The organism is Metamycoplasma auris 15026 (assembly GCF_000367765.1).
Classification (GTDB): Bacteria; Bacillota_I; Bacilli_A; order Mycoplasmatales; family Metamycoplasmataceae; genus Metamycoplasma; species Metamycoplasma auris_A.
In genome coordinates, this window is the sequence record NZ_AORI01000011.1 from 107,417 (window position 1) to 131,717 (window position 24,301).

At 26.4% G+C, this 24,301-nt stretch carries 24 protein-coding genes and 2 tRNA genes; 20 read left to right on the top strand and 6 right to left on the bottom strand.

Annotated elements, in window-relative coordinates; genetic code table 4:
• Positions 1–9 precede the first annotated feature (9 nt).
• The 3 genes from secDF to ruvA all read right to left on the bottom strand — a co-directional run bounded on the left by secDF (position 10) and on the right by ruvA (position 4,053).
• The gene (secDF, locus tag MAU_RS02385; RefSeq protein ID WP_004424877.1) at positions 10–2,442 is read right to left on the bottom strand and encodes a protein translocase subunit SecDF; all 2,433 of its coding nucleotides are present in this window, start codon (positions 2,440–2,442) and stop codon (positions 10–12) included.
• 68 nt (positions 2,443–2,510) lie between these two features.
• Positions 2,511–3,458: a Holliday junction branch migration DNA helicase RuvB gene (ruvB, locus tag MAU_RS02390; RefSeq protein WP_004424881.1), complete on the bottom strand. Its 948-nt coding sequence runs from the start codon at positions 3,456–3,458 to the stop codon at positions 2,511–2,513.
• Positions 3,436–4,053, bottom strand: a complete 618-nt coding sequence (gene ruvA / locus MAU_RS02395; protein ID WP_004424884.1) for a Holliday junction branch migration protein RuvA — start codon at positions 4,051–4,053, stop codon at positions 3,436–3,438. Before ruvA ends, ruvB begins: the two co-directional genes overlap by 23 nt.
• Positions 4,054–4,160: 107 nt before the next feature.
• Here ruvA and MAU_RS02400 point away from each other — a divergent pair, with 107 nt between their 5' ends.
• The 3 genes from MAU_RS02400 (at position 4,161) to MAU_RS02410 (ending at position 6,529) form a co-directional block, all read left to right on the top strand.
• Positions 4,161–4,709 (top strand): inorganic diphosphatase, encoded by a 549-nt coding sequence (locus MAU_RS02400; protein ID WP_004424887.1) that lies wholly within the window; start codon positions 4,161–4,163, stop codon positions 4,707–4,709.
• Between the two features lie 127 nt (positions 4,710–4,836).
• The gene (locus MAU_RS02405; protein ID WP_004424890.1) at positions 4,837–5,280 is read left to right on the top strand and encodes a hypothetical protein; all 444 of its coding nucleotides are present in this window, start codon (positions 4,837–4,839) and stop codon (positions 5,278–5,280) included.
• A gap of 124 nt (positions 5,281–5,404) precedes the next feature.
• Positions 5,405–6,529, top strand: a complete 1,125-nt coding sequence (locus MAU_RS02410; protein WP_004424892.1) for an MHO_1580 family protein — start codon at positions 5,405–5,407, stop codon at positions 6,527–6,529.
• A gap of 13 nt (positions 6,530–6,542) precedes the next feature.
• Here the strand turns inward: MAU_RS02410 and nadE are convergent, their stop codons facing one another.
• Complete coding sequence (gene nadE / locus MAU_RS02415) at positions 6,543–7,304, bottom strand: NAD(+) synthase (protein ID WP_004424895.1); 762 nt, start codon at positions 7,302–7,304, stop codon at positions 6,543–6,545.
• 183 nt (positions 7,305–7,487) lie between these two features.
• Between nadE and efp the strand changes: the two genes are divergently transcribed.
• The 3 genes from efp to MAU_RS02430 are packed head-to-tail and all read left to right on the top strand — an operon-like array spanning position 7,488 to position 10,193.
• On the top strand, positions 7,488–8,045 hold the full coding sequence (gene efp, locus MAU_RS02420; RefSeq protein ID WP_004424899.1) for an elongation factor P: 558 nt from the start codon (positions 7,488–7,490) through the stop codon (positions 8,043–8,045).
• A 2-nt stretch (positions 8,046–8,047) separates the two neighbouring features.
• The gene (locus tag MAU_RS02425; RefSeq protein ID WP_004424901.1) at positions 8,048–8,344 is read left to right on the top strand and encodes an MMB_0454 family protein; all 297 of its coding nucleotides are present in this window, start codon (positions 8,048–8,050) and stop codon (positions 8,342–8,344) included.
• Position 8,345: 1 nt separating this feature from the next.
• Entirely contained in the window at positions 8,346–10,193 is a 1,848-nt protein-coding gene (locus MAU_RS02430) for a hypothetical protein (protein ID WP_004424905.1), read from the top strand.
• Here MAU_RS02430 and MAU_RS02435 read toward each other — a convergent pair.
• Positions 10,190–10,906, bottom strand: a complete 717-nt coding sequence (locus tag MAU_RS02435; RefSeq protein ID WP_004424907.1) for a pseudouridine synthase — start codon at positions 10,904–10,906, stop codon at positions 10,190–10,192. The two genes, MAU_RS02430 and MAU_RS02435, sit on opposite strands and share 4 nt — an antisense overlap.
• A 148-nt stretch (positions 10,907–11,054) precedes the next feature.
• On the opposite strand from MAU_RS02435, the gene MAU_RS02440 reads away from it, so the two are divergent.
• From MAU_RS02440 to MAU_RS02465, 6 genes are all read left to right on the top strand, one after another.
• Entirely contained in the window at positions 11,055–11,366 is a 312-nt protein-coding gene (locus MAU_RS02440; protein WP_004424911.1) for a hypothetical protein, read from the top strand.
• The gene (locus MAU_RS02445) at positions 11,350–12,477 is read left to right on the top strand and encodes an MHO_1580 family protein (protein WP_004424914.1); all 1,128 of its coding nucleotides are present in this window, start codon (positions 11,350–11,352) and stop codon (positions 12,475–12,477) included. Before MAU_RS02440 ends, MAU_RS02445 begins: the two co-directional genes overlap by 17 nt.
• On the top strand, positions 12,477–13,115 hold the full coding sequence (locus tag MAU_RS03565; protein WP_004424917.1) for an MHO_1590 family protein: 639 nt from the start codon (positions 12,477–12,479) through the stop codon (positions 13,113–13,115). Before MAU_RS02445 ends, MAU_RS03565 begins: the two co-directional genes overlap by 1 nt.
• 10 nt (positions 13,116–13,125) lie before the next feature.
• A complete protein-coding gene (locus MAU_RS02455; protein WP_004424919.1) occupies positions 13,126–13,350 on the top strand; it encodes an acyl carrier protein in 225 nt (74 codons plus the stop codon).
• Positions 13,351–13,406: 56 nt separating this feature from the next.
• Positions 13,407–13,481, top strand: a tRNA-Trp gene (locus tag MAU_RS02460).
• 313 nt (positions 13,482–13,794) lie between these two features.
• Complete coding sequence (locus MAU_RS02465; RefSeq protein WP_004424922.1) at positions 13,795–14,787, top strand: BspA family leucine-rich repeat surface protein; 993 nt, start codon at positions 13,795–13,797, stop codon at positions 14,785–14,787.
• 149 nt (positions 14,788–14,936) lie between these two features.
• On the opposite strand, the gene MAU_RS02470 is transcribed toward MAU_RS02465, so the two are convergent.
• A tRNA-Thr gene (locus tag MAU_RS02470) sits at positions 14,937–15,011 on the bottom strand.
• 86 nt (positions 15,012–15,097) lie between these two features.
• Here MAU_RS02470 and prfA point away from each other — a divergent pair.
• The 8 genes from prfA (at position 15,098) to MAU_RS02510 (ending at position 24,282) form a co-directional block, all read left to right on the top strand.
• Positions 15,098–16,177 carry a peptide chain release factor 1 gene (gene prfA, locus MAU_RS02475; protein WP_004424924.1) on the top strand — a complete coding sequence of 360 codons (1,080 nt, stop codon included), beginning with the start codon at positions 15,098–15,100 and terminating at the stop codon, positions 16,175–16,177.
• A gap of 2 nt (positions 16,178–16,179) precedes the next feature.
• Entirely contained in the window at positions 16,180–16,890 is a 711-nt protein-coding gene (locus MAU_RS02480) for a peptide chain release factor N(5)-glutamine methyltransferase (RefSeq protein ID WP_004424926.1), read from the top strand.
• 34 nt (positions 16,891–16,924) lie between these two features.
• Positions 16,925–18,031 carry a molecular chaperone DnaJ gene (gene dnaJ, locus MAU_RS02485; protein ID WP_004424928.1) on the top strand — a complete coding sequence of 369 codons (1,107 nt, stop codon included), beginning with the start codon at positions 16,925–16,927 and terminating at the stop codon, positions 18,029–18,031.
• 94 nt (positions 18,032–18,125) lie between these two features.
• Positions 18,126–19,964, top strand: a complete 1,839-nt coding sequence (topA, locus tag MAU_RS02490; protein WP_004424930.1) for a type I DNA topoisomerase — start codon at positions 18,126–18,128, stop codon at positions 19,962–19,964.
• Positions 19,965–20,121: 157 nt separating this feature from the next.
• Complete coding sequence (locus tag MAU_RS02495; RefSeq protein WP_004424933.1) at positions 20,122–21,267, top strand: hypothetical protein; 1,146 nt, start codon at positions 20,122–20,124, stop codon at positions 21,265–21,267.
• Positions 21,268–21,317: 50 nt separating this feature from the next.
• On the top strand, positions 21,318–21,986 hold the full coding sequence (gene cmk, locus MAU_RS02500) for a (d)CMP kinase (protein WP_004424934.1): 669 nt from the start codon (positions 21,318–21,320) through the stop codon (positions 21,984–21,986).
• Positions 21,987–21,990: 4 nt separating this feature from the next.
• The gene (der, locus tag MAU_RS02505) at positions 21,991–23,301 is read left to right on the top strand and encodes a ribosome biogenesis GTPase Der (protein ID WP_004424937.1); all 1,311 of its coding nucleotides are present in this window, start codon (positions 21,991–21,993) and stop codon (positions 23,299–23,301) included.
• A 6-nt stretch (positions 23,302–23,307) separates the two neighbouring features.
• A complete protein-coding gene (locus MAU_RS02510) occupies positions 23,308–24,282 on the top strand; it encodes an NAD(P)H-dependent glycerol-3-phosphate dehydrogenase (protein WP_193741208.1) in 975 nt (324 codons plus the stop codon).
• Positions 24,283–24,301 lie beyond the last annotated feature (19 nt).

A 24,301-nucleotide genomic window follows, 5' to 3' on the forward strand; every position in this document is an offset into this window, starting at 1 on the left:
TTAAAATTGTTACATTGAAAAATCATTAATTCCAATAAATGTTTGTTCTTCAATTTTTTGTGTTTTTCAAAAATCATTATGAATTCTAATTTGTTTATTATGGTATTTTTTATTTAAAAGACTTTCTCATATTTTTGGAATAATAAACAAGTTTAAATATCACATTAAAACAAATGAGATACCTAAGCCAAAAATAACACTAAATGCTATGTTTACTAATAAAAATGGTGCTGATATTAAGATTGTAATTCCAATTAATAAATTGATATTTTGAACTAAGAAAATATCAATTATTCAACCACTAAAAATATCTTGTATTTGTTCTTTTGTATATATGTAGTTTTTAGTATTGATATCCTTTTTAATTTCTGAGTTAATTCTTGCAGAATTTATAACACTATCGCAGATATTAATAAAAGTAATTAAGATGATTCCATCATAAACAAAGTTATCAATTTTAGCTCTTATTATTATCAATAAAGCAACAAATGTTAAACACGAAACAAGATTCTTAATTAAATAGATTACACCAGCTTGAAGTGAGTATCTAAAACTAATATATAGCATAGCAGCTGCATTTATAAGAACAATTAAAAGTGTAGTTCAACCAATCATATAGCCTATATTAGTTTCAGAAAATACAAATTTTATATTTTGCCCAAAGAAATTTTTTGTATTAAATCCTGCAAAAATTGATTGATCTTTAATTGCAAATGCAATAAACATAACAATTGCAGCAAAGAATATTAATGCAAATGGAATCCCAAAAAACTTGGCTTTGAAAAATATATTAATTTTACTTTTTATATCAAGCTTATTTTTTGAGTGAGTTAGTAATAGATTCTTTTTGTTTTCAAAGAAATCATTTTGGATTAATGAACGAATAACTAGCGTATATAATCCCACAATGATGCCTAATGCTAATAGCGCAGTTATGCCAATTATTGCTCCAATTGTTGCTGAGTGATTAATGTTTAAATAGAATGCAATAATTGAACTTATTCCTAAAACTGCAAGTAAATCAAGTCCTGATAAAATTGATTTTTTATTTGCTTTGGACATTGATTTAGCTGTACCAAAACCATCCAATATTTCTTTTTCAAAAATTTGTAATTTCTTAGTTACTAAAACAAATACAACAAATAGCATTGAAATTATTGTGATTGCAATTAATGAATTTATAATTACACCAAATGCAACTATTATTGAAAGCAAGACAAATAATAGAAATGCCATTGCAACAATTGAAATTACACCTAATAAACGATATTTAATTCCTAAGAATAATGCCATCAAGGCAAAAACAATAACAATTGCTAAAATATAAGAATCATATTGAAACTTAGGTTTTGTAACAAATTTATTTTCTTTATTTTCAGCTACTAACCCATTAGCATCTTTAGTTTCTAATTTTTCTAAAATAAATGGTGTATATGAAAAATTAATTAATGATGCTAATTGTTTATTTGAATAACCATTTGCACTGTTATTTATTAAATAGAAAACTGAATCTCTTTTATTTGATGAAATTAAAGAAATTGGTGAAACTGCTGATATTAAATATTTTTGCGCATTAATAGAATTTTTTAAAAAAGGAATTCCTCTTTTAATTACTCTTCCATTCTTATCTTTTTCTTCATCACCTTTAGGATCATTACCTACATAAGCATAGTTAACTGGATTATTTTTAGCTTCTTCCCATCCTTTTTTATCATTCTTGATGGAATTATGAATAAACTCATCTAAATTTAATCAAAAGTAAACTTTGTTTTCAGGCGCTTCAAAATCATGATTTTGTGTTTGGCTTGAACGAATATAATAGAAAAAGGCAAGTTGTGTGAACTGGGTTCAAGCATAGTCATTTAACTTAATTTGAATACGATCAGAATAACCTTCGGGAATTTTATCACTTGCTGGATTAGCATCCAAATCCATATTAAAGTCTCTGGAACCTTCTTTAATTAATTCATCTAATCCATGCGAACCATCAAAATCACTTTGGAATCTTCCTTTATAAAAAAGTGGTCTTCCTGTGTGATCGGTAATTGTTAAATATGGTTTGTTAATTAATGAACTAATTAACTCATTTTTTTTGTTTTTATTTGTTGCAAGTAAACTTTTAACTTGTATTTTATCTTTTGAAAGTAAGTTAACATCAAAATTTGAAGTTAATTGATCATCCTTAACTTGTAAATAATTTTTAATAATTTGGGCAATTTTATTTGGTGCAAGATCTCTTTTTGAACTAGTTTGAAAATTATCTTTTTTAATTCTTAGTTCAATATTGGAATGAATGTTATTATTTGAAACTGGATTATTTGCTTTTAATTTTGGTCCTAAAAAAAAGATAGAACCAAAAATAATAGATAAAATCATTCCCAATAAAACAAAAATTCCAAATAACCATTTAACAACGGGACTTAACTTACTTTTCTTATTCATGGATACAATTATATAATAATTGTTATTTTTTATAGCATATTAAAAACTTTATTTCGATAAAATTTGCATTATTTCTTTATTTGTTCAATATATTCAATTCCTTCTTTGGTTATTCTTCTTCCCCTTACTGTTTTTTCAATAAATTTCTTTAGTAAAAGTAGCGGTTCTAAATCATTAATGATTGTGATTTTATCATCTTTAAGAATTGAACTAAGTGTATCCAAAGATGCACTTTTATTTTTAAAAACATTTCTTAAAACCATAAGATATTCAATATGAAAAACACTCAATCCTCCTGGATAGATATCTAAATAGTTAAAAGCTTCTTTGACAATATTCCGATCAATTGTTTTTTGATTGCTATAGATTGCAAAATCATTGACTCTTTTTAAGAAATTATTAGCAATTCTTGGTGTTGATCTGGAATTAAGAGCAATCTCATCAATAGCATCTTCGGCAATTTCAATGCCATTTCTTTGTGCTGAATTTTTTATGATTGTTTTAATTTCTTTGATTGAATAAGGTAATAATTTGCCAATGTAGCCAAAACGATCTTTTAGAGGATTTGAAATAAGGTTAAATCTGGTAGTAGCTCCAATCAAAGAAAATTTCTTTAAATTAAGTCGCATGATTTTCATATCACCCTCAACACCAATTGGCAGATCAATTACATAATCTTCAATTGCTGAATAAAGTAATTCTTCAACATTCTTATTAATTCCATGAATTTCATCAATAAAAATAATGTCATTCTCATTGAGTGATGAAAATAAAGTCAAAATATCACTCTTTTTTTGAATCAGTGGTCCTTGAATATAAACAATGTTTGCATTGATTTCGTTGGCAATGATCTGCGCCAATGTAGTTTTACCTAACCCTGGTGGACCATAGAATAATAAGTGATCAATTGGTCTTTGTTGTTTGATTGCAGCATTGATCATTACTTTAAGCGTTGAAATAATTTTGTGTTGCCCAACAAAATCATCAAAATTATTAACTCTGAATTCTTGTTTCATTTTGTTTCTTGCTTATTATTTGAATTGCATTTTCAACAGATTCTTCAATGTTGTTTGTAATTTCCATATTATCTAGAGCTAATTTAATTTGTGACGGTTTAAATCCTAACATTCGCATTGTATCTTCGAATTCTTTTAAACTTTGATTTGTTTTTATTGTTTTATTGAATCTTTCCAAGTCTTCATTATTGATTTTTGATAGAAACTTTGCATATTTATCTTTAAAAGAAAAGAGAATTGCATTAGCAATCTTGGAAGATACATAAGGTATCTTTGTTAATTCTTCTTTATTTGAAGAAGCTATATAAGAAATAATGTTTTCTCAGCCAGCATTAAGGATTGAAATTGCAGTCTTTGGACCAATACCTTGCAATGTAATTAAATCTTCAAAAACAACCATTTCTTTGAAATTATCAAAGCCGTATGTAACTTTGTTATACTCATTAATAATTTGGGAGATAAATATTTTTCTTACATCTCCGATTTTGAATCTTTCAATCTGGGCAACATAAATAAGTTGTCCTTCGCCATTGTGATCTAAAATTATATAATTTGTACTCAAATGGACGATTTTTCCATATAAATAAATTGTCATTTTTCCTCCACAACTCAAACTATAGACCATTGAATAAAAAGATTGATGTTTAAAAGAAAAAATAGGGAAAAAAGTAAGAAAATCTAAAACTTGGTAAAATGTTTATTATGAAAAACATTAGCGTTAACATTGAAATCCCAAAGAATTCAAACATTAAATATGAATACGATAGAAAGACAGGAAAAATAAAAATAGATCGTATATTAAGAGAAGGTTTTAAATATCCAGCTAACTATGGATATATTTCAGAAGCACTAGATTGAGATGGCGACGAATTAGACGTCTTAGTTTATTCGCCTGAAGAATTTATGCCTGGAAGTGTTGTTGAAGTTAGAATCATTGGAGCAATGAAAATGATTGATTCAGGTGAAACTGATACAAAATTGATTGGTGTTCATGCTGATGACTACCGTTTAGATCATATTAAATCATTGGAAGATATTGATAAAATGTGACTTCATTCAGTCAAGATTTTTTTCCAAAACTATAAATACTTTAAAGGTCCAAATGTTACTGAGGTAACTGGTTTTGAAGGTATTGAATGAGCACAAAAAGAATACAATGAATGTGTTCAACTAATGAATCAATATGGATCCCTAGATAAAGATGAATTCATTGCTAAAATGAAGGATTTGCATCCTAAAAAATACATGTAATTTGAAAATGTAACTCGCAAAAGTTGCATTTTTTTAATACTTAAAATGTTTTTTTATATTTTATATAAAAGGGATTTTGATAGTCTCAGTATTCTTTAAGTTTTTTAAAAAAGAAATTAAAATAAAAATGGAGGGAAATAAATTGTCCAAAGAACGATTTAAAAATTTGTTACTTCTGAAACCACTCATTAAGAGATTGATTAAAGAAGAAATTAAGGAATTGAAACTTGAAAAAAATAAGAATAATGATACATTTTACTGTATCAATCTACTGAATGAAAAGTATAAAGAAATTAAAATGAATGAAGAGCTTGAAAAAGAATTCGAAAGAAAATTAACCAACTTTGCAAAAATTAAAGAAAACAAAATGAATTCAGCATCAAGCTTTAAAAAGTTTATTGTTTCAACTATAAATAATTTATCAGATTTAGACCGTTCAATATTTTTAACAATATTATTCCGTAAAAATCTAAATACTGTAACATGAAAAACATTCAATATTTCGAAATCAACATTTTATCGAAGATTAAATTTTATTGAAAAAATTATTAATTGATGTCTCTTTGAATAAAAACTTAAAACTCAAGCAAAACTCTTTATATATAAAAGAAAAATTACAGTTCCAAAAAATTGTATTTGATAATAATATTTGATGTACTTTTAGTGCCATACATTGGCAATGAAGAGGTAGATTTATGTTATTAAATGCAAACGAAATTGTACATACACAAAAAGATATTTACGAATATAAAGAAAAAATTAATGCAAAAATCCAGAAATACGCCACTTATGATACATGAGGAAAAAAGAAAGAATGAGAACTTGGATTAGAAAACGATCAAAAAGCTGAGGTTAGCTTTATTCGAGATTTAAAAAATAATGCTTGAACCATTGAAATGAAAATGCCAAGAGCTGCATATGATACCCCACTTCCACCTGGAAGAACAGTTAAATTAAACGATAGAATTTTAAAAGTTGATGAAGCAGAACAAATTGAACCAGAAGTTAAAAAACTTAAAATAAGCAGATACAATGATGATAATAGTTTAATTAAATTTGATGATTTGAAAAAATTTGAAGTCCATTTTCGTTCAATTTGATCTAGAGCAACAATTAACAAACTAGCATTTCAGATAAATTTTGAATTAGAAAAGAACCTATTAGATTTAAAGGAATTAAATGTAAGAAAAAAGAATCTAAAACTAGATTTTATTGAGTCCATTAATTTTGTTATTACAAAAGATACCAGCACCGAGTATGATCCATTTGAAAATAATTCTGCTTTTACAAGCAATCTAGTTTATGATCTAAATTTCTTTAATCTTAAACAAAATGACTTTTTTTATAAAGTAATGGAACAAAAAGTCGAATTAAAAAGTCAAAACAAGTATTTTTTACCTAAAAGAGAATTCACATATGATTTTTTTAACAAAATTCATATAGGTGAAGAAGAGAATAGTCCACTTGAACTTAATTTAAAAAGAGCAATTACTAATGTAGATCAATTTAGATATAAAATTGACTACTATATTGATAGAAAAAATCAATGAAATAAAGAAGAAAAAAAGTTCATTGAATCTGAAGAAGGGCAATTACAAGGATACCATTTGCCAGTCAAATTCAATGGAGATATAAAAATAAAATACCAATCTAGCTATAACATCATTGATTCATCTCAAACTATTAATTATAGGGATACTTTTGCAAATAAAATCTTTGATTCAAAAGAAGGTTTAATTAAACTAAATACTGAAGTTATAAAAGTAAATGAAAAAACCTTAACAAAAGACTTTGAAAATTGGAAAACAATTATTTTGTAAATAAGAATTGTTTTTAATAATTTTTAGGTCCTTTAGGAATTAGTTTTCTTTTATGCTCAGTTTTAATATGAAATTCTTTAATTTTGTTCAATATTTCTTTATTGACAGCTGAGTTTCCTTTGATAAATTCTTCAAAAGAAGCATAATTGAATCCTAATTCATCTTCATCATATTGATTATCAAGTAAATTTGCACTTGGCTTCTTATTTAATATAGATTCAGGAACACTTAAAATTTTTGCCATCTTATAAATATCACTTTTTAACAAATTTGCAAATGGTAGTAAGTCAACACCGCCATCCCCCCATTTTGTAAAATACCCTAAGTAATATTCATTAAAATTATCAGTTCCTAAAACTAAAGAATTTGTTTGCTGTGCTTTTGTATAAAGTGCAGTCATAAAAAATCTTGATTTTGCGTTTGCTTTTACTCAATCATTTTTTAAAGTAAATTTCTTTGAAAATGAATCAAATTCCTTTCCAAGATCAATCTTTTCAATTGAATAATTTAGAAGTTTATTCAATTGTTTTATATCTTTTTCATTTTCATTATCTACTTTAGTTTTTAGATAATAAAAATGTGCATTTTCTTTAAGTAAGTCATAGCAAATAGCTGCTAGTGTTGCGCTGTCTATCCCTCCAGATATCCCAAGTGTGATGCCAGTTGCATTTGCTTTTTTAATGTTTTTTAAAATTCAATTTTGAATACGCTTAATAAGTCTTTTATATTTTTTTATTTCTTGAATTTCCATATTTAAATTAGGTCATTTTGCCATAATAAATAATTTTATTATTAATCATATTTAAAAGAAACTTTTTATTGTTTTTAAATAATTAATTACTTTATAATTCTTTATATTAATGAAATACAATCAATATATCACAGATTTATAATTGATTAATTTATCTAATAACTATTAATTAAATTCAATATAGTTTTATAGCAAGGAGAAATGCCTATGATTAATGTTAATGACTTAAAACCAGGAGTTACTTTTAAATTAGACAATGATATTTTCGTTGTTTTAGAAGCTCAACACTCAAAACAAGGAAGAGGACAAGCAAACGTAAAAGTTAAGGCTAAGGATCTACGTTCTGGCTCAACAACAATTAAATCCTTTACTGGTGGTGAAAAAGTTGAAAGAGCAATGATTGACAAAGTTTCAATGGACTACTTATACAATGCTGGAGATAGCATTGTTTTAATGGATCAAGAAACATTTGAACAAATTGAAATCCCTGTTGAAGAAGTTAAATGAGAATTAAACTTTTTAAAAGAAGGTTTAAGAGTTATCGTTAGAAAATATGAGTCAGAAGTTTTAGATATCGAACTTCCTGCCAATGTTGAATTAGAAGTAACCGAAGCTCCAGAAGCAGTTAAAGGTAATACTGCCCAGGCTGCTTTAAAGAAGGTTACACTTGAAACTAATTTTGTAATTGAAACTCCTTTATTTATTAAAGAAGGTGAAAAAGTTTTAGTTTCAACTGAAACTGGTAAATATGTAGGAAGAGCATAATTATGAATAATTCCATTATTGTAAATACCAAACTAAATTTTGATTTTAAAGTTGATATTGATGCTATTTATCAAACTGTAAATGATTTTTTTAGTAAACAAAATTCAATTATTTTAGTTAAAAAACCTGAATTAAATATTAATAAAAATGGTTTAGATTTGATTATTAATTGCACTTTACAAGAAAATGCAAGTCTTTCTTTTGAAACTAACAAGATGATTTTTTTATTAGAACAAAGAATATATTCATTAATCAACAGTAAACCTAACAATATTAAAATAATTTTTGAAAGTATTTAATATGTTTAAAAATCGCCAAATTAATAATATTGCAATTGACAATCTCAAGATTAATTCATTGGCTCAAATCGCAAATGCTAAAACAAGCAACATTCCAATTAATATAAGTGCAGCAAAAATTTTTCATGCACTTTTTGGTTTTCATTACAAATTTGATTTAAAAAATCCAAATTGGATATCGAGAGATAGATTTATTCTAAGTGATGCCGATGCTATTCCTACATATTATTCAATGTTATATTTGCTTGGATTAATTGAAAAAAACGATATTGAAAATATTGGTAAATCAAACTCAAAATTGCAAAACCATCTTGAAAAAACTTCAAATTTAGGAATAGAAACTTCTTCAACAAAACCAGGTTATGGCATTGCAAAAGCAGTCGGAATTGCAATATCTGAAGCCCATTTATCTAAAGAATTTAAAGAAATTTCCCATTATACATATGTTTTTGTTTCTAATAAAGACCTAGACACAGGAATTTCACACGAAGCTTTAAGATATGCAGGAGCTATTAATTTAAATAAATTAATAATTCTTTATGATTCAAACTCATTTTTAAGCAATGGAACAAATAAAAAGAATCTTATTAATACAAAAAAAATGTATCAGTCGTATGGTTTTAAATACTTAAAAATTAATGACGCATCATACAAATCAATAATCAAAGCTATAGCAAAAGCCAAAAGATCATCAAAGCCTACAATCATTGAAATTAAAACTTCTTTGCAAGAGATGGGAATAAACAATTTTGAAAGTTTTCAAGCACCAAATTATGCTTTAACATTTGAACAAATTGATGATATTAGAGATAATACATATTTTAAAAAAAGTGATCCATTTGATACATATTCTGATGTTGTTAATGAGTACAAAAAAGTTTATGAAAAAAACAATCTACTTTTTAAAAAATGAATGCAAACTAATAAATTAAATGATTATTTATCTGAAGAAATTAAAGAAAATGTTAATGATAATTATTTAAAAGACCGCAATGACTTATCATCAAAATTGATGACAATAATTGACAATATTTTAGATAAATACAAAAACACAATTGCCCTATCTTCTTCATTAGATTTACTTAAGAAAATCAAAAATTCAAATGGTGTTTTTGATTATAACAATACAATTGGAAGAAGTTTATTTCTAAATACGAAGAAAATTGCTATGGGTCTAATTGCCAATGGAATTAGTTTACATTCTAACTTAGTTCCAATTGCATTTGATAATCTTTCTGATGCTAACTTTTTCATTCCAAGTATCAGTCAAGCAATTACTTATAACAAAAAGATTTTATATATCTTTAATAACAATTTAAACTCGATAAAAAATTCTCACATTAAATACCAAGAAGAAGAACAAATTGCTCTCCTAAACCAAATTCAAGACCTAAAAATTTTATATCCTGCTGATATAACTGAACTAAAGGGAGCGATTGAATACTTTTTTAACAAAAGTAGTGGACCGGTTGTCATTATTTCAAAATTAGATAGTAATTGAATTTGTGAAGAAACATCCAAATACAATTTTATTTCTGGAGCATATTTCCTTATAAATAACAACACAAGCCACACTTTATTAGCAAGAGGCAATGATTTACAATTAGCACACAAAATTGCCCTAAAGCATAATTTCAATTTAATTTCAATTTCAAATGAAGATAATTTAGAAAAACTAGAATACGATAGAACTAAAGCTACTATATTTGAAAAAGATACAAAAGAATACTATAAAAAATATGCTAAGTTCAATTTAAATATCAATAATTCCAATGATAAATTAAAATCAGATTTTAATTACATCGAAAAAACTATTAAAGAATTTTTTAAAAAACCAAGTTCAAACTAAGAACTTGATTTTTTTATTATTTCTTGAAATTTTGTAACTTCTTCTTCTTTTAAATTCCGAAATTGGCCTACTTCTAAATTACTATCATCTAAAAAACCATATCTTTTGCGATGTAGCTTAACTACATAATTATTAACTAATAAAAACAAATTTTTAATATGATGATTTCTTCCTTCATTTAAAGTTATTGAATATGTTTTATTAGCAATTTTTTTAACAGTTTGTTTGGAGAATTTGCCATTTAATCTCACAAAATTGGAATTAAGGAAACTTAATTCTTTTTGGCTTAATTCTTTTTCTAAAAGCGCTATATATTCCCTTTCAATACCAAAAGAAGGATGCGCTAGAGCATTGGCAAATTCACCATCATTAGTAATAATAATTACCCCTGTTGTATTAAAATCAAGTCTACCAATTGAATAACAAAAACTATCTAGTTGCATCCACTGATAAATAGTTTGGCGTTTCTTAGGATCTTTAAGAGTACAAATTGTATTCTTTGGCTTATTTAAAAGAATATAGAATCTCTTAGTTTCATTATTAATTATTTGATTGTCAATTTTTATTTCATCGTCTATTGTTACTCTTTGACCTATGTATGCAATTTGATTATTAACTAAAACTCTTTTATTAACAATCAAATTTTCAGCTTCTCTTCTTGAACACACTCCCAAACTTGAGATTCTTTTTTGTAGTTTTTCAGTTTCTAGCATACTTTTTAACTTTCTTATTTTAATTTATTTTTTAGTTTTACTTAGCACTAAGAAAAATAATATTTATATTATAAATACTTTTATTCAAAGTTTCATTTTATTAATTTTGCATCCTTTTTCTTTTAGTCTTAAGGTGGAGAAAATAAAAATGTTAGAAAGCAAAATTGAAAGTATTAAAAGCATGAGTTTGCAGAAAAAAAGAGCATTCATTGTTGACTTTTGCTTAAATCAAAAATTAAAGAAATACAAATCAGAAATCAGTTCGCATATTAAAAGCATTTCATTGCTTGATTTCTTTATAAATTCTTTAAGTGAAGATTACAAAAAGATTTTTATTGAAAATTTCATTAAAAAAGAAAGTAATCCTTATTGGTATTTAGATAATTGATCCAAAAACGCATATTATAAAAAACTCAATTATTTAGTTAACTTATTTATTGAATATGTTTATTGCGCATAATCAAATACAAAGGCAACTTGAAGAATCAAATAATGTTTGAACTGAAGAATTTATCATTAATGCTGAGCAAAGTAGCTATTTAAATAATTGATCGAGTTTGAATGAATTAACAAAATTACGAATCAGACGCATTATTCAAAATGACAAATTTATTTTGGCATTTGAACATCATAATAACCTAGAAGAAGTAAAAGAAATCAAAATTGAAGCAACTATTAATAATCAAAAAATTGAAATGACACCCATTTATATAGATTTCAAAAAGCAATTTCTTTTGAAATATAATAGCGACTTAGATACAAAAAGTAAACTGGAGTTTAAGGATATAACAAACATAAATTTTGAAATCTATTACAAGATTGGATGAGAATGATATCAAACTAAAAGGTATACATACTGAATTAAAAGAAATGAAAAATCTAAGAATATTCTTATAAAAAATAAAACAGATATTCAGATTCTTTCAGAAATTGAAGTAGCTTCCAATCCTGATCGCATGCATAAAGAACAAATAAACCACAAGTTCAAAACTAAATATTTAAATTTTGGTTTGAAGCCTAACCCATTAAGGGTTGCTTATTACAATACAAAATTATATGATTTGCATATTTCAAAAATTGGCAAAGAAGATAATTTGCAATACACATTAAATGAATCGGATACATATAATCTTTCTTTTAGTGATGCTCAAATATTTAACCCATATAAAGAAAAATATGAAACAAAGCTAAATTACAAATCATTTAATAATCTAGAAATTAATATTGATTCATATAGTTATTATGACAAACAAACTGAAAGCATAATAGTCGGACAACAAAATCCAGATGCAAAAAACGGACTACTTATTCCTTTAAAACACAGCGGCATCTTTGGATATCAAATTAATTTAGATTTAGGTAAAAACCTTAAAGACTTTAAACTTAATTATTCTCAAGAATTTCCTAAAGCTTTTTTTAATCTTGATGATGGCCTTATAAAAATGTCAACCAAGATAGTAAAAGGTTGACTAACTGATGAAAAATGGCACAAAATAAAATACGAAAACTTTGACAAAGTTATTAAACATGCTGACTCTTTAGATTTTATTGAAAATATAGAAAGGAAATAATGAAAGACAAAACAAAAAAAGCTGTACTTTGAACTAGTATTGTTTTAATTGTAGGAGGTGCAGCTGCCGCAACTGCTACAATGGTGACATTGCAACAAAAAAATAAGAAGCAAAACAATCTAATAACTAATAAAAAACTAGGTTCAAAAAACGAATCTAAAAAAAATGATGCTAAAAAAATTGATATTGAAAATACAAATCCTAAAAAAGATAAAGAAAAAGAAGATGAATTTCATAAGGAAAATACCAAACCAAAAGAAGAAAATAAAAACGAAAATATAGAAGAAAAAAACGAAGAAGAAACAATCATTGAAAAAAATAATGAAGATATCCCAAAAGAAAATAGCCTGCCAAAAAAAGAAGAAATAAAAGATATCCCATGAGAAGAAGTGTTTCCTAAAATTAAAAATGAAGATTATTATGACCAACTAAATTATTCAAATGGTCAAGCAGTTATTGATGATAATATGATTTTATATATTATTAAAGATATTTTAAATCGTATGTTAGTTACAGATGGAGTGGTTGAATATGCACACAAAAAAATCGACGACCAAACCTTAATCATTTCATTCAGATGAAAAAACGAAAAACAAAAAAGTGTAGTAAGTTATAAAATAAGCACAAACAAGTTATAATTAATACATTATGGATTTTAAAGAATTAGTGTTTAAAAAAATTAGAAAACTTACAAAAAAGGATTTTGATATTGATACTCCTATCAGAGGATTAAACATTGATAGTTTAGATCTAGTTATCCTAATCTCAGAATTAGAAACTAATTTCAATATTGAAATAACTGATGATGAGTTAATGAAAATTAAAACTATTGGCGACGTTTTAGAAATTATTGAACAAAAAAAATCCAAGTAATAAAGAAAAATGTAAATGAAATAATGTAAAATGTTATTAAAACATTTTTTATTATTACGGGTATAGTTCAATGGTAGAACAACGGGCTTCAACCCCGTGTGTTGTGAGTTCGAGTCTTGCTACCCGTGCCATATCATTAGTAAATGAAATTATAAAAGCAGTTTTGGCTGCTTTTTTTATTTCTTTTTTTATTCAATAAATAAAAAAATCCTTCAATCCTAATATCAATATAAATTGAATAATTTTTTAATCTTTAAACTTTGTTATTTTTAAGGATTTTTTTAACCAATTTTTATTTATAAAAGATTGAAAAGAGATTGATTATGATTAATTAAAGATTGATTTACTGTTCATTATTAGCTTTTTTTAATTATTATTTTTTTGAATGTTGCTATTGTTGTTATAATAGAATTGTTATTTAAAAATTTTAAGGAGTAAAAATTAATGAACAAAAAGCTTATGTTTTTGAGTGCTCCAGCATTCATGCTAGGTTTTCCATTGATAGCTGCATCATGCAATTTAACTAACAAAACAGAACAAGAAGCTAAATATAACGAAGATAAAACTGAATTACTACAAATTGGTTTCAAAGACGGAAAAATTGAAGCTATTGCAAGTACAGTTAAAAAAGTTCCAACAGTATTACCAAAAGAAATTACTAGTTTAGAAAATGCATTTAAAGATAATACTAATGCAACTATTGAAGGTTTAGACCAATGAGATACAAGTAATATTGAAAATATGAATGCTGTATTCTTTGGAGCTAAAAAATTCAATCAAGATCTTTCTAAATGAACAACTTCTAAAGTAAAAACTATGAAAAGCATGTTTGATACTGCTAATGAATTTAATCAAGATATTTCAGGTTGAGATGTATCACAAGTAGAAAACATGGACTTCTTATTCATTCGTGCTTCAAAATTTGACCAAGATCTTTCAAAATGAAAAACAGATAGCCTAACTTCAATGCGTGGTATCTTCAAAGAAGCTTCTTCATTTAATAAAGATATTTCAGGCTGAAAAGTAGACAAAGTTACAGATATGGCTTCCGCATTCAATGGTGCAAAAAAATTCAACCAAAAAATTGGTAAATGAAATGTTGAAAAAGTCACAGATATGAGCAATATGTTCCAAAACACTGATGTATTTAATGCTGATATTAAAAACTGAAAAGTTACAGCAGTAACAAAAATGAACAATATGTTTGAAAAAGCATTAAAATTCAACCAAGATATTAAGAGTTGAGATACATCAAATGTAACTACAATGAAATCAATGTTTGCAGGTGCAGCTGAATTCAACCAAGATTTAAAAGGCTGAAAAGTTGATAAAGTTACAGATCACAAATACTTCAATAAAAATGGAAAAAGTGAATGATCCCAAATTCCATCTAAATTCCAACCTTCTAAACCTGCTGCTACCCCTAAAGCAAAATAACTTATCTTTTTATACCCATCTTTTAATAAGCCCCCACTTATAATAAACTTATAAAATTCTAAAAACCCCTTAAAACGAATAAATAAAAGCAAACCCTAAAAACTATTAGAAGGTTTGCTTTTATTTTAATTTATTCGGACAAGAATATATGGTGCCGTCAACTGGAATTGAACCAGCGACCCCTTCCTTACCATGGAAGTGCTCTGCCCCTGAGCTATGACGGCTTATATAAAAAATTCAATGATTATTATATAAGAAAATCTTTATTATTTTACTAAATTTATATTATTTAAAATATACTTATAATACTATGGAAAAAACAATGTATGAATCCTTAACTTCGATAAAAAATCAATATCTAGAATTAGAAAAAAAACTCAATACTCCTGAAGTTTATAATGACATTAAAAAATACACCAAACTCTCAAAAGAAAAGGCAGATTTAGAAGATATTTATTTAACTTTCAAGAAATATCAAGATGTGGAAGATCTTTATTTATTATCCAAAGATATTATTGAACATGAAAAAGATGCTGAATTGATTGAGTTAGCAAGACATGATATTGATAATCAACAAGATGAATTGATTAATCTTGAAGAAAAACTAAAAGAACTCCTACTTCCAGTTGATGAAAATGATAAAAGAGATGTTATTGTCGAAATTAGAGGCGCTGCCGGGGGAGATGAGGCAAACATTTTTTCTGGAGATCTATTTAAGATGTACCAAAAATATGCTGAAGAAGTAGATTTTAAAATCAAGATTATTGATTATACATATGGATCTGCTGGGGGATTTAGCCAAATTGTTTTTAGCATTAAGGGAAACAAAGTTTTTTCAAAAATGAAATTTGAACGTGGTGTACATCGTGTTCAAAGAGTACCAGCTACTGAAACGCAAGGAAGAGTTCATACATCGACTGCAACTGTAACTGTTTTACCTGAAGTTGATGATGATGTTAATATTATAATAAAACCTGAAGATATTGAAGTTGATGTATTTAGATCCTCAGGAGCAGGTGGCCAATCTGTTAATACAACTGATTCAGCGGTAAGAATTACCCACAAACCATCAGGCATTGTTGTTACTTCGCAAGATGAAAGAAGCCAAATTCAAAATAAAGAAACAGCTCTAAAAGTTTTAAAAAGTCGCTTATTTGAACTTGAAATGCAAAAACGCGAAGAAGAAGAAAGTGGTCTAAGAAAACTAGCTGGTACAGGTGATAGAAGTGAAAAAATTCGCACCTATAATTATCCTCAAGACCGCGTTACTGATCACCGCATTGGCTTTTCAACTTCCCTAAAAACAGTTATGGAAGGTTCACTAGACAAAATTATTAATGCCTTAATTGCTGATGAAAAAGCAAAGAAAATTAAAGAAGTAGGTTTATAAAAATGATTAAAAAAGAGGTTTTGCTACAAGAAAAAAGAAGGTATGAGCAACCTCTTTTTATTTCAAAAAAAGAAGAAAAACTTCTAAAAAAAGATTATCCAGTTCAAAAAATTATTGGTTATCAAGAAATGCAAAAAGTCCATATTGATATTCGATACAATGTCTTAATTCCAAGATATGAAACTGAAGAAGTAATTATTAGAAGCTATGCTTATTTAAATAAAAATTCAAATGTTTTAGATTTATGTTGTGGCTCGGGTTTTATTGGGTTAGCAATTGCTAAAAATATAGGTTGCAATGTAACTTTAAGTGATATATCATTAGCTGCCATCAAACAAACAAAATTGAACATGAAAATAAATAATTTAAAAAGTTGCAAAGTAATTAAAAGTAACTTATTTAAAAAAATTAAAGAAAAATATGACTTGATTATTTCAAATCCACCTTATTTAAATAAAAAAGATAGCTTTCCTAATTCTTTACGTTTTGAGCCAAAAAAAGCATTATATGCAAAAAATGACGGTTTATTTTTTTACAAAAAAATAATTGCAAATGCAATTAATTTTCTTAATGAAAAGGGGCATTTAATTTTTGAAATTGATTTGAATGCCAAAAATTGGCTTGAAAAAAATTATCCCAATGCAATTTTTGAAAAAGATATTAATAAAAAATACCGAATAGCAATCCTAAGTTACGATGATTTAAAAAAATAGCACTCTAAATAAAAATGTGCTAAAATTTTTTATCATGAAAAATAAAAGAGACTATTATGAAGTATTAGGCATTAGTAAAAATGCATCTGAAAAAGAAATTAAAACTGCATATCGCAAATTAGCTATGCAATATCACCCAGATAAAAATAGTGCTCCTGATGCTGAAGAAAAATTTAAGGAAATTTCTGAGGCATATGAGATCCTATCTGATGCCCAAAAAAGAGCTAAATATGATAAGTTTGGACATAGTGCTTTTGATTCAAACTCATATTCATTTGGTGATTCAGAAGATATCTTTAGCAGTTTTTTCCAAGGCTTTAATTCCAGTTTTTCTGGAGGTAGTTTTTTTGATGACATTTTTTCTTCATTTGGTGGTTTTGATGTTGAAACAAACAAAAGAGGTCAAGATTTACAATTAATTCTTAATATTAGTTTTGAAGATGCTATTTTTGGCAAAGAAGTGGAAGTTGAATTAGATAAATATGACCGCTGTGATTTTTGCAATGGAAGTGGCGCTGAGAGTCCCAATGACATTGTAACTTGTTCTGAGTGTCATGGTAGCGGTCAAATAAAACAAAGAATTGCTATCTTTTCAACCATCAAACCATGTCCAAAATGTAACGGAACTGGTAAAAAAATTAATCATGTTTGTCATAAATGTAAAGGCAAGAAAATCCTAAAAAATACAATTAGACAAAAAATTAAAATTACTCCCGGAGTTGATAATGGCGATTCAATTAGACTAAAAGGTTTAGGTAAGCCATCTGCTAATGGTAGCAATAATGGGGATTTATATGTTGTATTCTCGATTGCTCCAAGCAAAATGTATAAGAAACTAAATAATGATCTTTATTTAACAATGCCACTTTCTATTAAAAGTATTCTAGCTGAAGAAGTAATTATTATTCCAACTCCTTATGGTAAAAAAGAAGTTAAATTAGATACTAAAATTAATTTAAATGAACCAATTAAAATAAAAAATCATGGTTATCCTTATAAAAACTCAAACTCAAAAGGTGATTTATATATTAATTTAGATTTATATATTCCTACCCTTAGTGGCGATGAAAGTAAACAGATTAAAAAAATACTTGAAAACAAAAGTGATACAAAACGTGAAGAATGATTAAAAAAATTCTAAACGTTTTTTTATTTCCAAATTACAAAATTATTTTATGTTAATATTGTGCTATTATTATTCATTGTAACTTCTAACAATAAAGAAAAGAGGATTTATGCCCGAAAAAATAATGATTGTCGAATCGCCAAATAAAGTTAATACAATACAAAAAATTGTTGGAGATGAAATTTCAGTTATAGCCAGTGTTGGACATATTCTTAAATTAGCAACTGGTGGAATTAATAATTTAGGAATTGATTTTGATAATTGAGAACCTAAAATGATTCCTGACCCCTTAAAAAAATCAGTCATTTCAAATCTTAAAAAAGCAACAAAAAATGCACAAGAAGTTTTAATTGCCACTGACCCTGATAGAGAAGGTGAAGCAATTGCAAATAATCTAATTACAACACTGAAATTAGAAAATAAATATAAAAGAATTAAATACAATGAGATAACTGATGAAGCTATTAACTTTGCAATTAAAAACCCGTTAGAAATTGATAAAGACTTAGTTAATGCCCAAAAAGTAAGAAGAATGTTGGATCGAATTATTGGTTTTCGTTTATCTGAATTAATGAAGAAAAAAGTTAGAAACGCTCCAACTAATCCTTCTGCTGGAAGAGTCCAATCAATTGCCCTTAAACTAGTTTGCGATAAAGAAAAAGAAATTGAAACTTTCATTCCCATCGAATATTCAAAAATTAATGCAAAAATCCAAAATGAATTAGAAGCAATCTTATATTTAGAAAACAAAGAATTTGAAGATAACACATGAATTTCTCCTCAAAAAGCTAACGATATTTATAGTGAACTGCTAAATAGCGATTACAAATTAAGTGTTACAGAGATTAATAAATCAAAAAGAACTGAGCCAGCTTATGTTCCTTTTAAACAATCAGTTTTGTATAAGGAAGCAAAATATAGCTCAAAAGTTGTGCAATCTTCTGCCCAAAAACTTTTTGAAACTGGGCTTATTTCATACCCAAGAACTGATTCAACAAGATTAAGTGCAGGCTTTTTAGAAAAAGCTCGTAATTATATTAAAAAACAATTTGGCGATGCATATATAGCTAAAGAAATTAAAGGTTTTTCAGGTGCGCAAGATGCCCACGAGGCAATCAGACCAACTAAAATTGAACTGACTCCAAGTCTGGCAACTGAGCAATACCAATTAAATGAAATTGATGCATATATTTATAAATTAATTTATGATAAAACAATAATTTCTTTAATGGCTCCCCCAAAAAAAGAAATTTATAGATTTAATTTAAAAAATAAAGAAAATAATTTTCGAATGTCATTTTCAAAAGTTATTTTTGATGGTTACTATACTTACTTAGGAAAAGAAAATACTATTGAAATTCCTAGCCTAAAAGTAGGAGATCTTCTCAATGTGAATGAATTTATTAAAGAAGATAAAAAAACAACTCCACCAAGTCGTTATAATGAAGGGTCTTTAATTAAAAAACTTGATGATATAAAAGTAGGGAGACCTTCCACTTTTGCTTCCACAATTTCAGTAATTAAACAAAGATTATTTGTCGAATTAGTTGATGGTTACTTAATTCCTACGGAATTTGGCAAAATTGTTTTAGAAAAACTTTTAAGTAGTTTTCCTAAAACAATTAATGAAACATATACAGCAAAAGTTGAAGCTGAACTGGATTTAATTTCCGAAGGAAAAAAAGACTACAAAGTTTTAATGCAGGATTTCTGAGAAAAATTCAGTGCAAGATATGATGATATCAAAGAAAAGATTGATATTACAACACTTGAGATGAATAAATTAGATGAAAAATGCCCTTTGTGCAACTCTGATTTAGTTTATCGATACACAAAAATAAGAAAACAAAAATTTATTGGTTGTTCTGCATTTCCAAAATGTAACTACATTCGGAACATTGAAGATAATAAAAGAAAATTTTATTTCAAAAAAAAGAGTACCAAATAGCAAAAATTCAAGTTTAATCTTATATAGTTTAAGCTTGAATTTTTTTAAGATATTTTTCTTAGTGAAAATATATTTTTTCCTTTCTTTAAAATACTTTTGTATTTTATGTTTTGTTTATTTTTGTATTTTATTAATTTTGCTATAGTAAAATAGTAGCATGAAATTTCAAAAATCTAAGCTTAGAAAATTTTTCGAAGTCGCAACATGAATTACAATTCCCACTGTAACTGCAGCATCCATTGGTGGGGCAATTTATTATGTTGTAAAAAACAGTCGAAGCATTCAAAAAGAGTTTTTTTCAGTTTCTCAATTTAAAGAAGAAGCTAAAAAAATTAGATTAAATCCCGAAGTTTTTGGTTCTTTAGAAGCTTCGGATTTATACGAAGATTTTAAAAATCGCCAAGCAAAGGCTAAACAAATAGTTGATGATTATATAAAGAAATATCCTCAAATTGACTGAAACAAAATTATTAAACAAAATATTCCAAAACATGCAAGAGTTTTAAACTTTGGAAACAAAAAAGAAAGTCATAAAAAAATCATTAATAATCTTCCTAAGTCTTTTGATACACACGAATATCTCAAATCCAAAATTCAAGTCGAGCTAGATTTTCAAAAAACTAAATACTTAGATTTTCGATTTACAAATATAGAAAAAATAGAAAATGATAAAACGAAGCTTAGAATCGAATACAAAGTTTTCTTAAATTATGAATATGCATCTGGAGATTTTGAACCTAAATCTAAAAGATACACAAAAGCCTCTAAATACTACTATACAAATTCTGAAGTTGTTACTTTTTATTCAAATGATCTAAAAATTTACAATGGTTCAAAATTTGCAACTCAATGACAAGAGAATAAGACTGAAGTTGAAACCATTATAAGAAAATTAAATGAAAATAATAAAAGTATTGATAAACAAATTCAACAACTAGAAGAAAAAATTAAAGAAGAAAATACAAATCAAGAACAACTAAGAAAAAAAATTGAGCAGCTAAAAGAAAACAAGAAAAAAGTATTTATTAGTTCTGATTTCTATAACCAAATTTTTGAATGATTTAAAAAAACAATAGACAAAACTGATGCTTATTCTGATAATTATAAAAAAGAAGATGGTTTTGTTATTGAGCCTTATACTACTACTTATTCAAATAATAATTTGCCATATATTCTATGAAATCCAACAAAAGGCTTAAATGAATTAACAATTAAATTTATTTTTGTTAAAAAAGATGCTCCTAAAAAAGATGAAATTAAAAGTTATCCAAAAGCAATTATTTTTACTTTGGATAATGTTTAATTTAAATTAATTCACTGCTTGTAAAAAATCAATAAATAAAGGATAAAGATATGAAAAAAAATAAGATAAATATTGCAATTGATGGCCCATCTGGTGTGGGCAAAACAATTATGGCTAAAATGTTAGCTAAAGAATTAGGCTATAAATTTATAAGCAGTGGTAACCTATATCGTGCAGTTGCATATAATGCAATCCAAAAAAATATTGATTTGACAAACGAAAAAGAAATTAATGATGCCTGAAATTTTGAACATCTACATATAAGCAATGATGAAAGAGTGTTTTTAGATGACATAGATATTTCTTTAGAAATAAGAAAAGATGAAATTTCCCAAGCTGCTTCTTCTATTGCAAAATTTAATTCCATAAGATTAAAAATTAATGACTATATTCAAAATATAGGTAACAAAGATAAGGGAATTATTGTTGAAGGAAGAGATGCTACATACCGAATTTTACCGGATGCTGAAGTGAAGTTTTTTTTATGAGCTGCTCCTGAAATAAGAGCAAAAAGAAGACATCGCCAAAATATTATTTTAGGAATTGAAAGTAATTTGCAAGAAATTTTAGAATCAATAAAAATAAGAGATTACAATGACATGAATCGTAAGGTTGACCCTTTAAAATATACTGAAGGTAGCATCAGAATTGATTCAACTGATATGAGCATTGAAGAAAATTTTCGAGTTATGCTAAATGAAGTGCTAAAGAGGTTATAACAAAATGAAAAATATTGTTGCATTGATAGGCAAGCCAAATGTTGGCAAGTCAACCTTATTTAATAAAATCATTGACAAAAGAAAATCAATTGTTTATGATACACCTGGCGTAACAAGAGACAGAATTTATGATGATGCTAAATGATCTGGACAAGAATTTAGTGTTATTGATACAGGCGGCATCACAAACGAAAATGATAATTTCAAAGAACAAATTAAAAAGCAAGCTGAAATTGCAATTAATGAAGCTGAAATTATTATTTTTATTGTTGATGGAAGAAACGGTATAACATCAGAAGATTTTTTTATTGCTAGTTTACTAAGAAAAACCAATAAAAAAGTCCTACTGGCAATTAATAAATTAGAATCTAACTTACATTTTTTTGATTCTGAAGTTTATAAACTTGGATTTAATGAAATTTTCCCAATTAGTGCTATTCATGGCGAAGGAGTTGGAAATTTACTTGATGCAGTAATCAACAATTTCAAAACAATAAAAAAAGAAGAAAAAAATAATTTTAAATTAACTATTTTAGGGCCAACTAATGCAGGTAAATCAACTTTACTAAATACTCTAACCAATGAAGATCGTTCCATCGTTTCCAATGTTGCAGGTACAACGCGTGACTCGGTTTCTTCTGTCATTAAAATTAATGATGAATTTTTTGAAATCATTGACACAGCTGGCATTAAAAGAAAAAGTAAACTAACTGATAGCATTGAACACTATGCACTTATTAGAGCAAAGAACTCCATTGAAGAAGCAGATCTTTGTTTACTTATGCTTGATGCACAAGAAGAAGTTAGCCATTTTAGCCAAAATATTATTGGTATAGCTTACGAATTAAAAAAACCTTTAATTGTCATTATTAATAAGTGAGATTTGATTGAAAAAGATACAAATACAATGGCAATCTACAAAAAGAATCTTGAAAAGAAACTTAAGTTTGTTGATTGAGCACCTGTTGTATTTATTTCAGCTAAAAACAAACAAAGAATTAATAAACTAAAAGACGAAATTATTCGTGTAAAAAACAATATAGGCCGCAAAATCAACACCAATCAGCTTAATTCAATCATTATGTCTGCCCAAATTATTAAACCTGCATCACCAATAAAAGGTAAAAGACTTTCTATTACTTTTTCGAAACAAATTGAAGGAAAAATTCCCACATTTCTTCTTTTTGTTAATGATATAAAATGCGCCCACTTTACTTACTTAAGATATATTGAAAATCAAATTCGCCAAAATTATGATTTTTCTGGAACACCAATTAACTTAGTTCTAAAAAATAAAAATAAGGATGACAAATAAAAAATTATGATGAATAAAATTGCAATCTTAGGTAGTGGAGCCATGGGAACCGCATGCGCAAGTGTTCTTGTAGAAAACAAGCAAGATGTAGTTATTTATGGAATAAATAATAATGAACTAAATGATTTAAAATCAGGCTACAATCAAAAATATTTTGGTAATAAGTTTATTTCAAAATTTAAAGTTTCTTTTGATTTAAAAGAAGCCTTAAGAGATGCTAATTTTGTAGTTATAGCAATTCCAACTAAATTCATTGAAGATGTATTTGCTCAAATTGTTTCACTTATTAATAAAAAAGCAATTATTATCAATCTTTCTAAAGGCTTCTGACCAAATTCTCATGAATTTGTACATGAAAGAATGGAAAAAATTGCTGCTTCAAATAAAAAAGTATTAGGTGTAGTTTCTATGATTGGTCCTTCTTTTGCAATTGACATAGTTAACAAAAATATCACTGTTATTAATGCTGTTTCAAAGGATATCAAATTAGCAAAAAAAGTAAAAAATATTTTTGCAAATGATTGGTTTGGCATTTCTATTAATGATGATGTAATTGGTGCAGAAATAGGCTCAACTTTTAAAAATATTTTAGCAATTGGCTCAGGATTGGTTGCTGGAATGGGCTATTCAATTAATACTCAAGCTTCAATGCTTACTTATGGACTTAAAGAAATAAAAAAATATGCCTTATATCGCAAGGCAAAACTTGAAACTATTTATGACCTTTGTAGTTTAGGTGATTTAATTCTAACAGGGCTATCTGAAAAATCAAGAAATTACCAATATGGATTGCATTTTTTCAATGATAAAATCGATGATAGCAAAATAACAGTTGAAGGTTTGTATGCTTTAAAATATATTTATAATGAACTAAAAAATATTAAAGAATTGAAACTTCCTTTGATTGAATCTATTTATGAAATCATATATAATAAAAAAAACCCAGATACAATTATTAAACAATTACTAAAAAAAATATAACTTTAAAATCAAAAAGAGG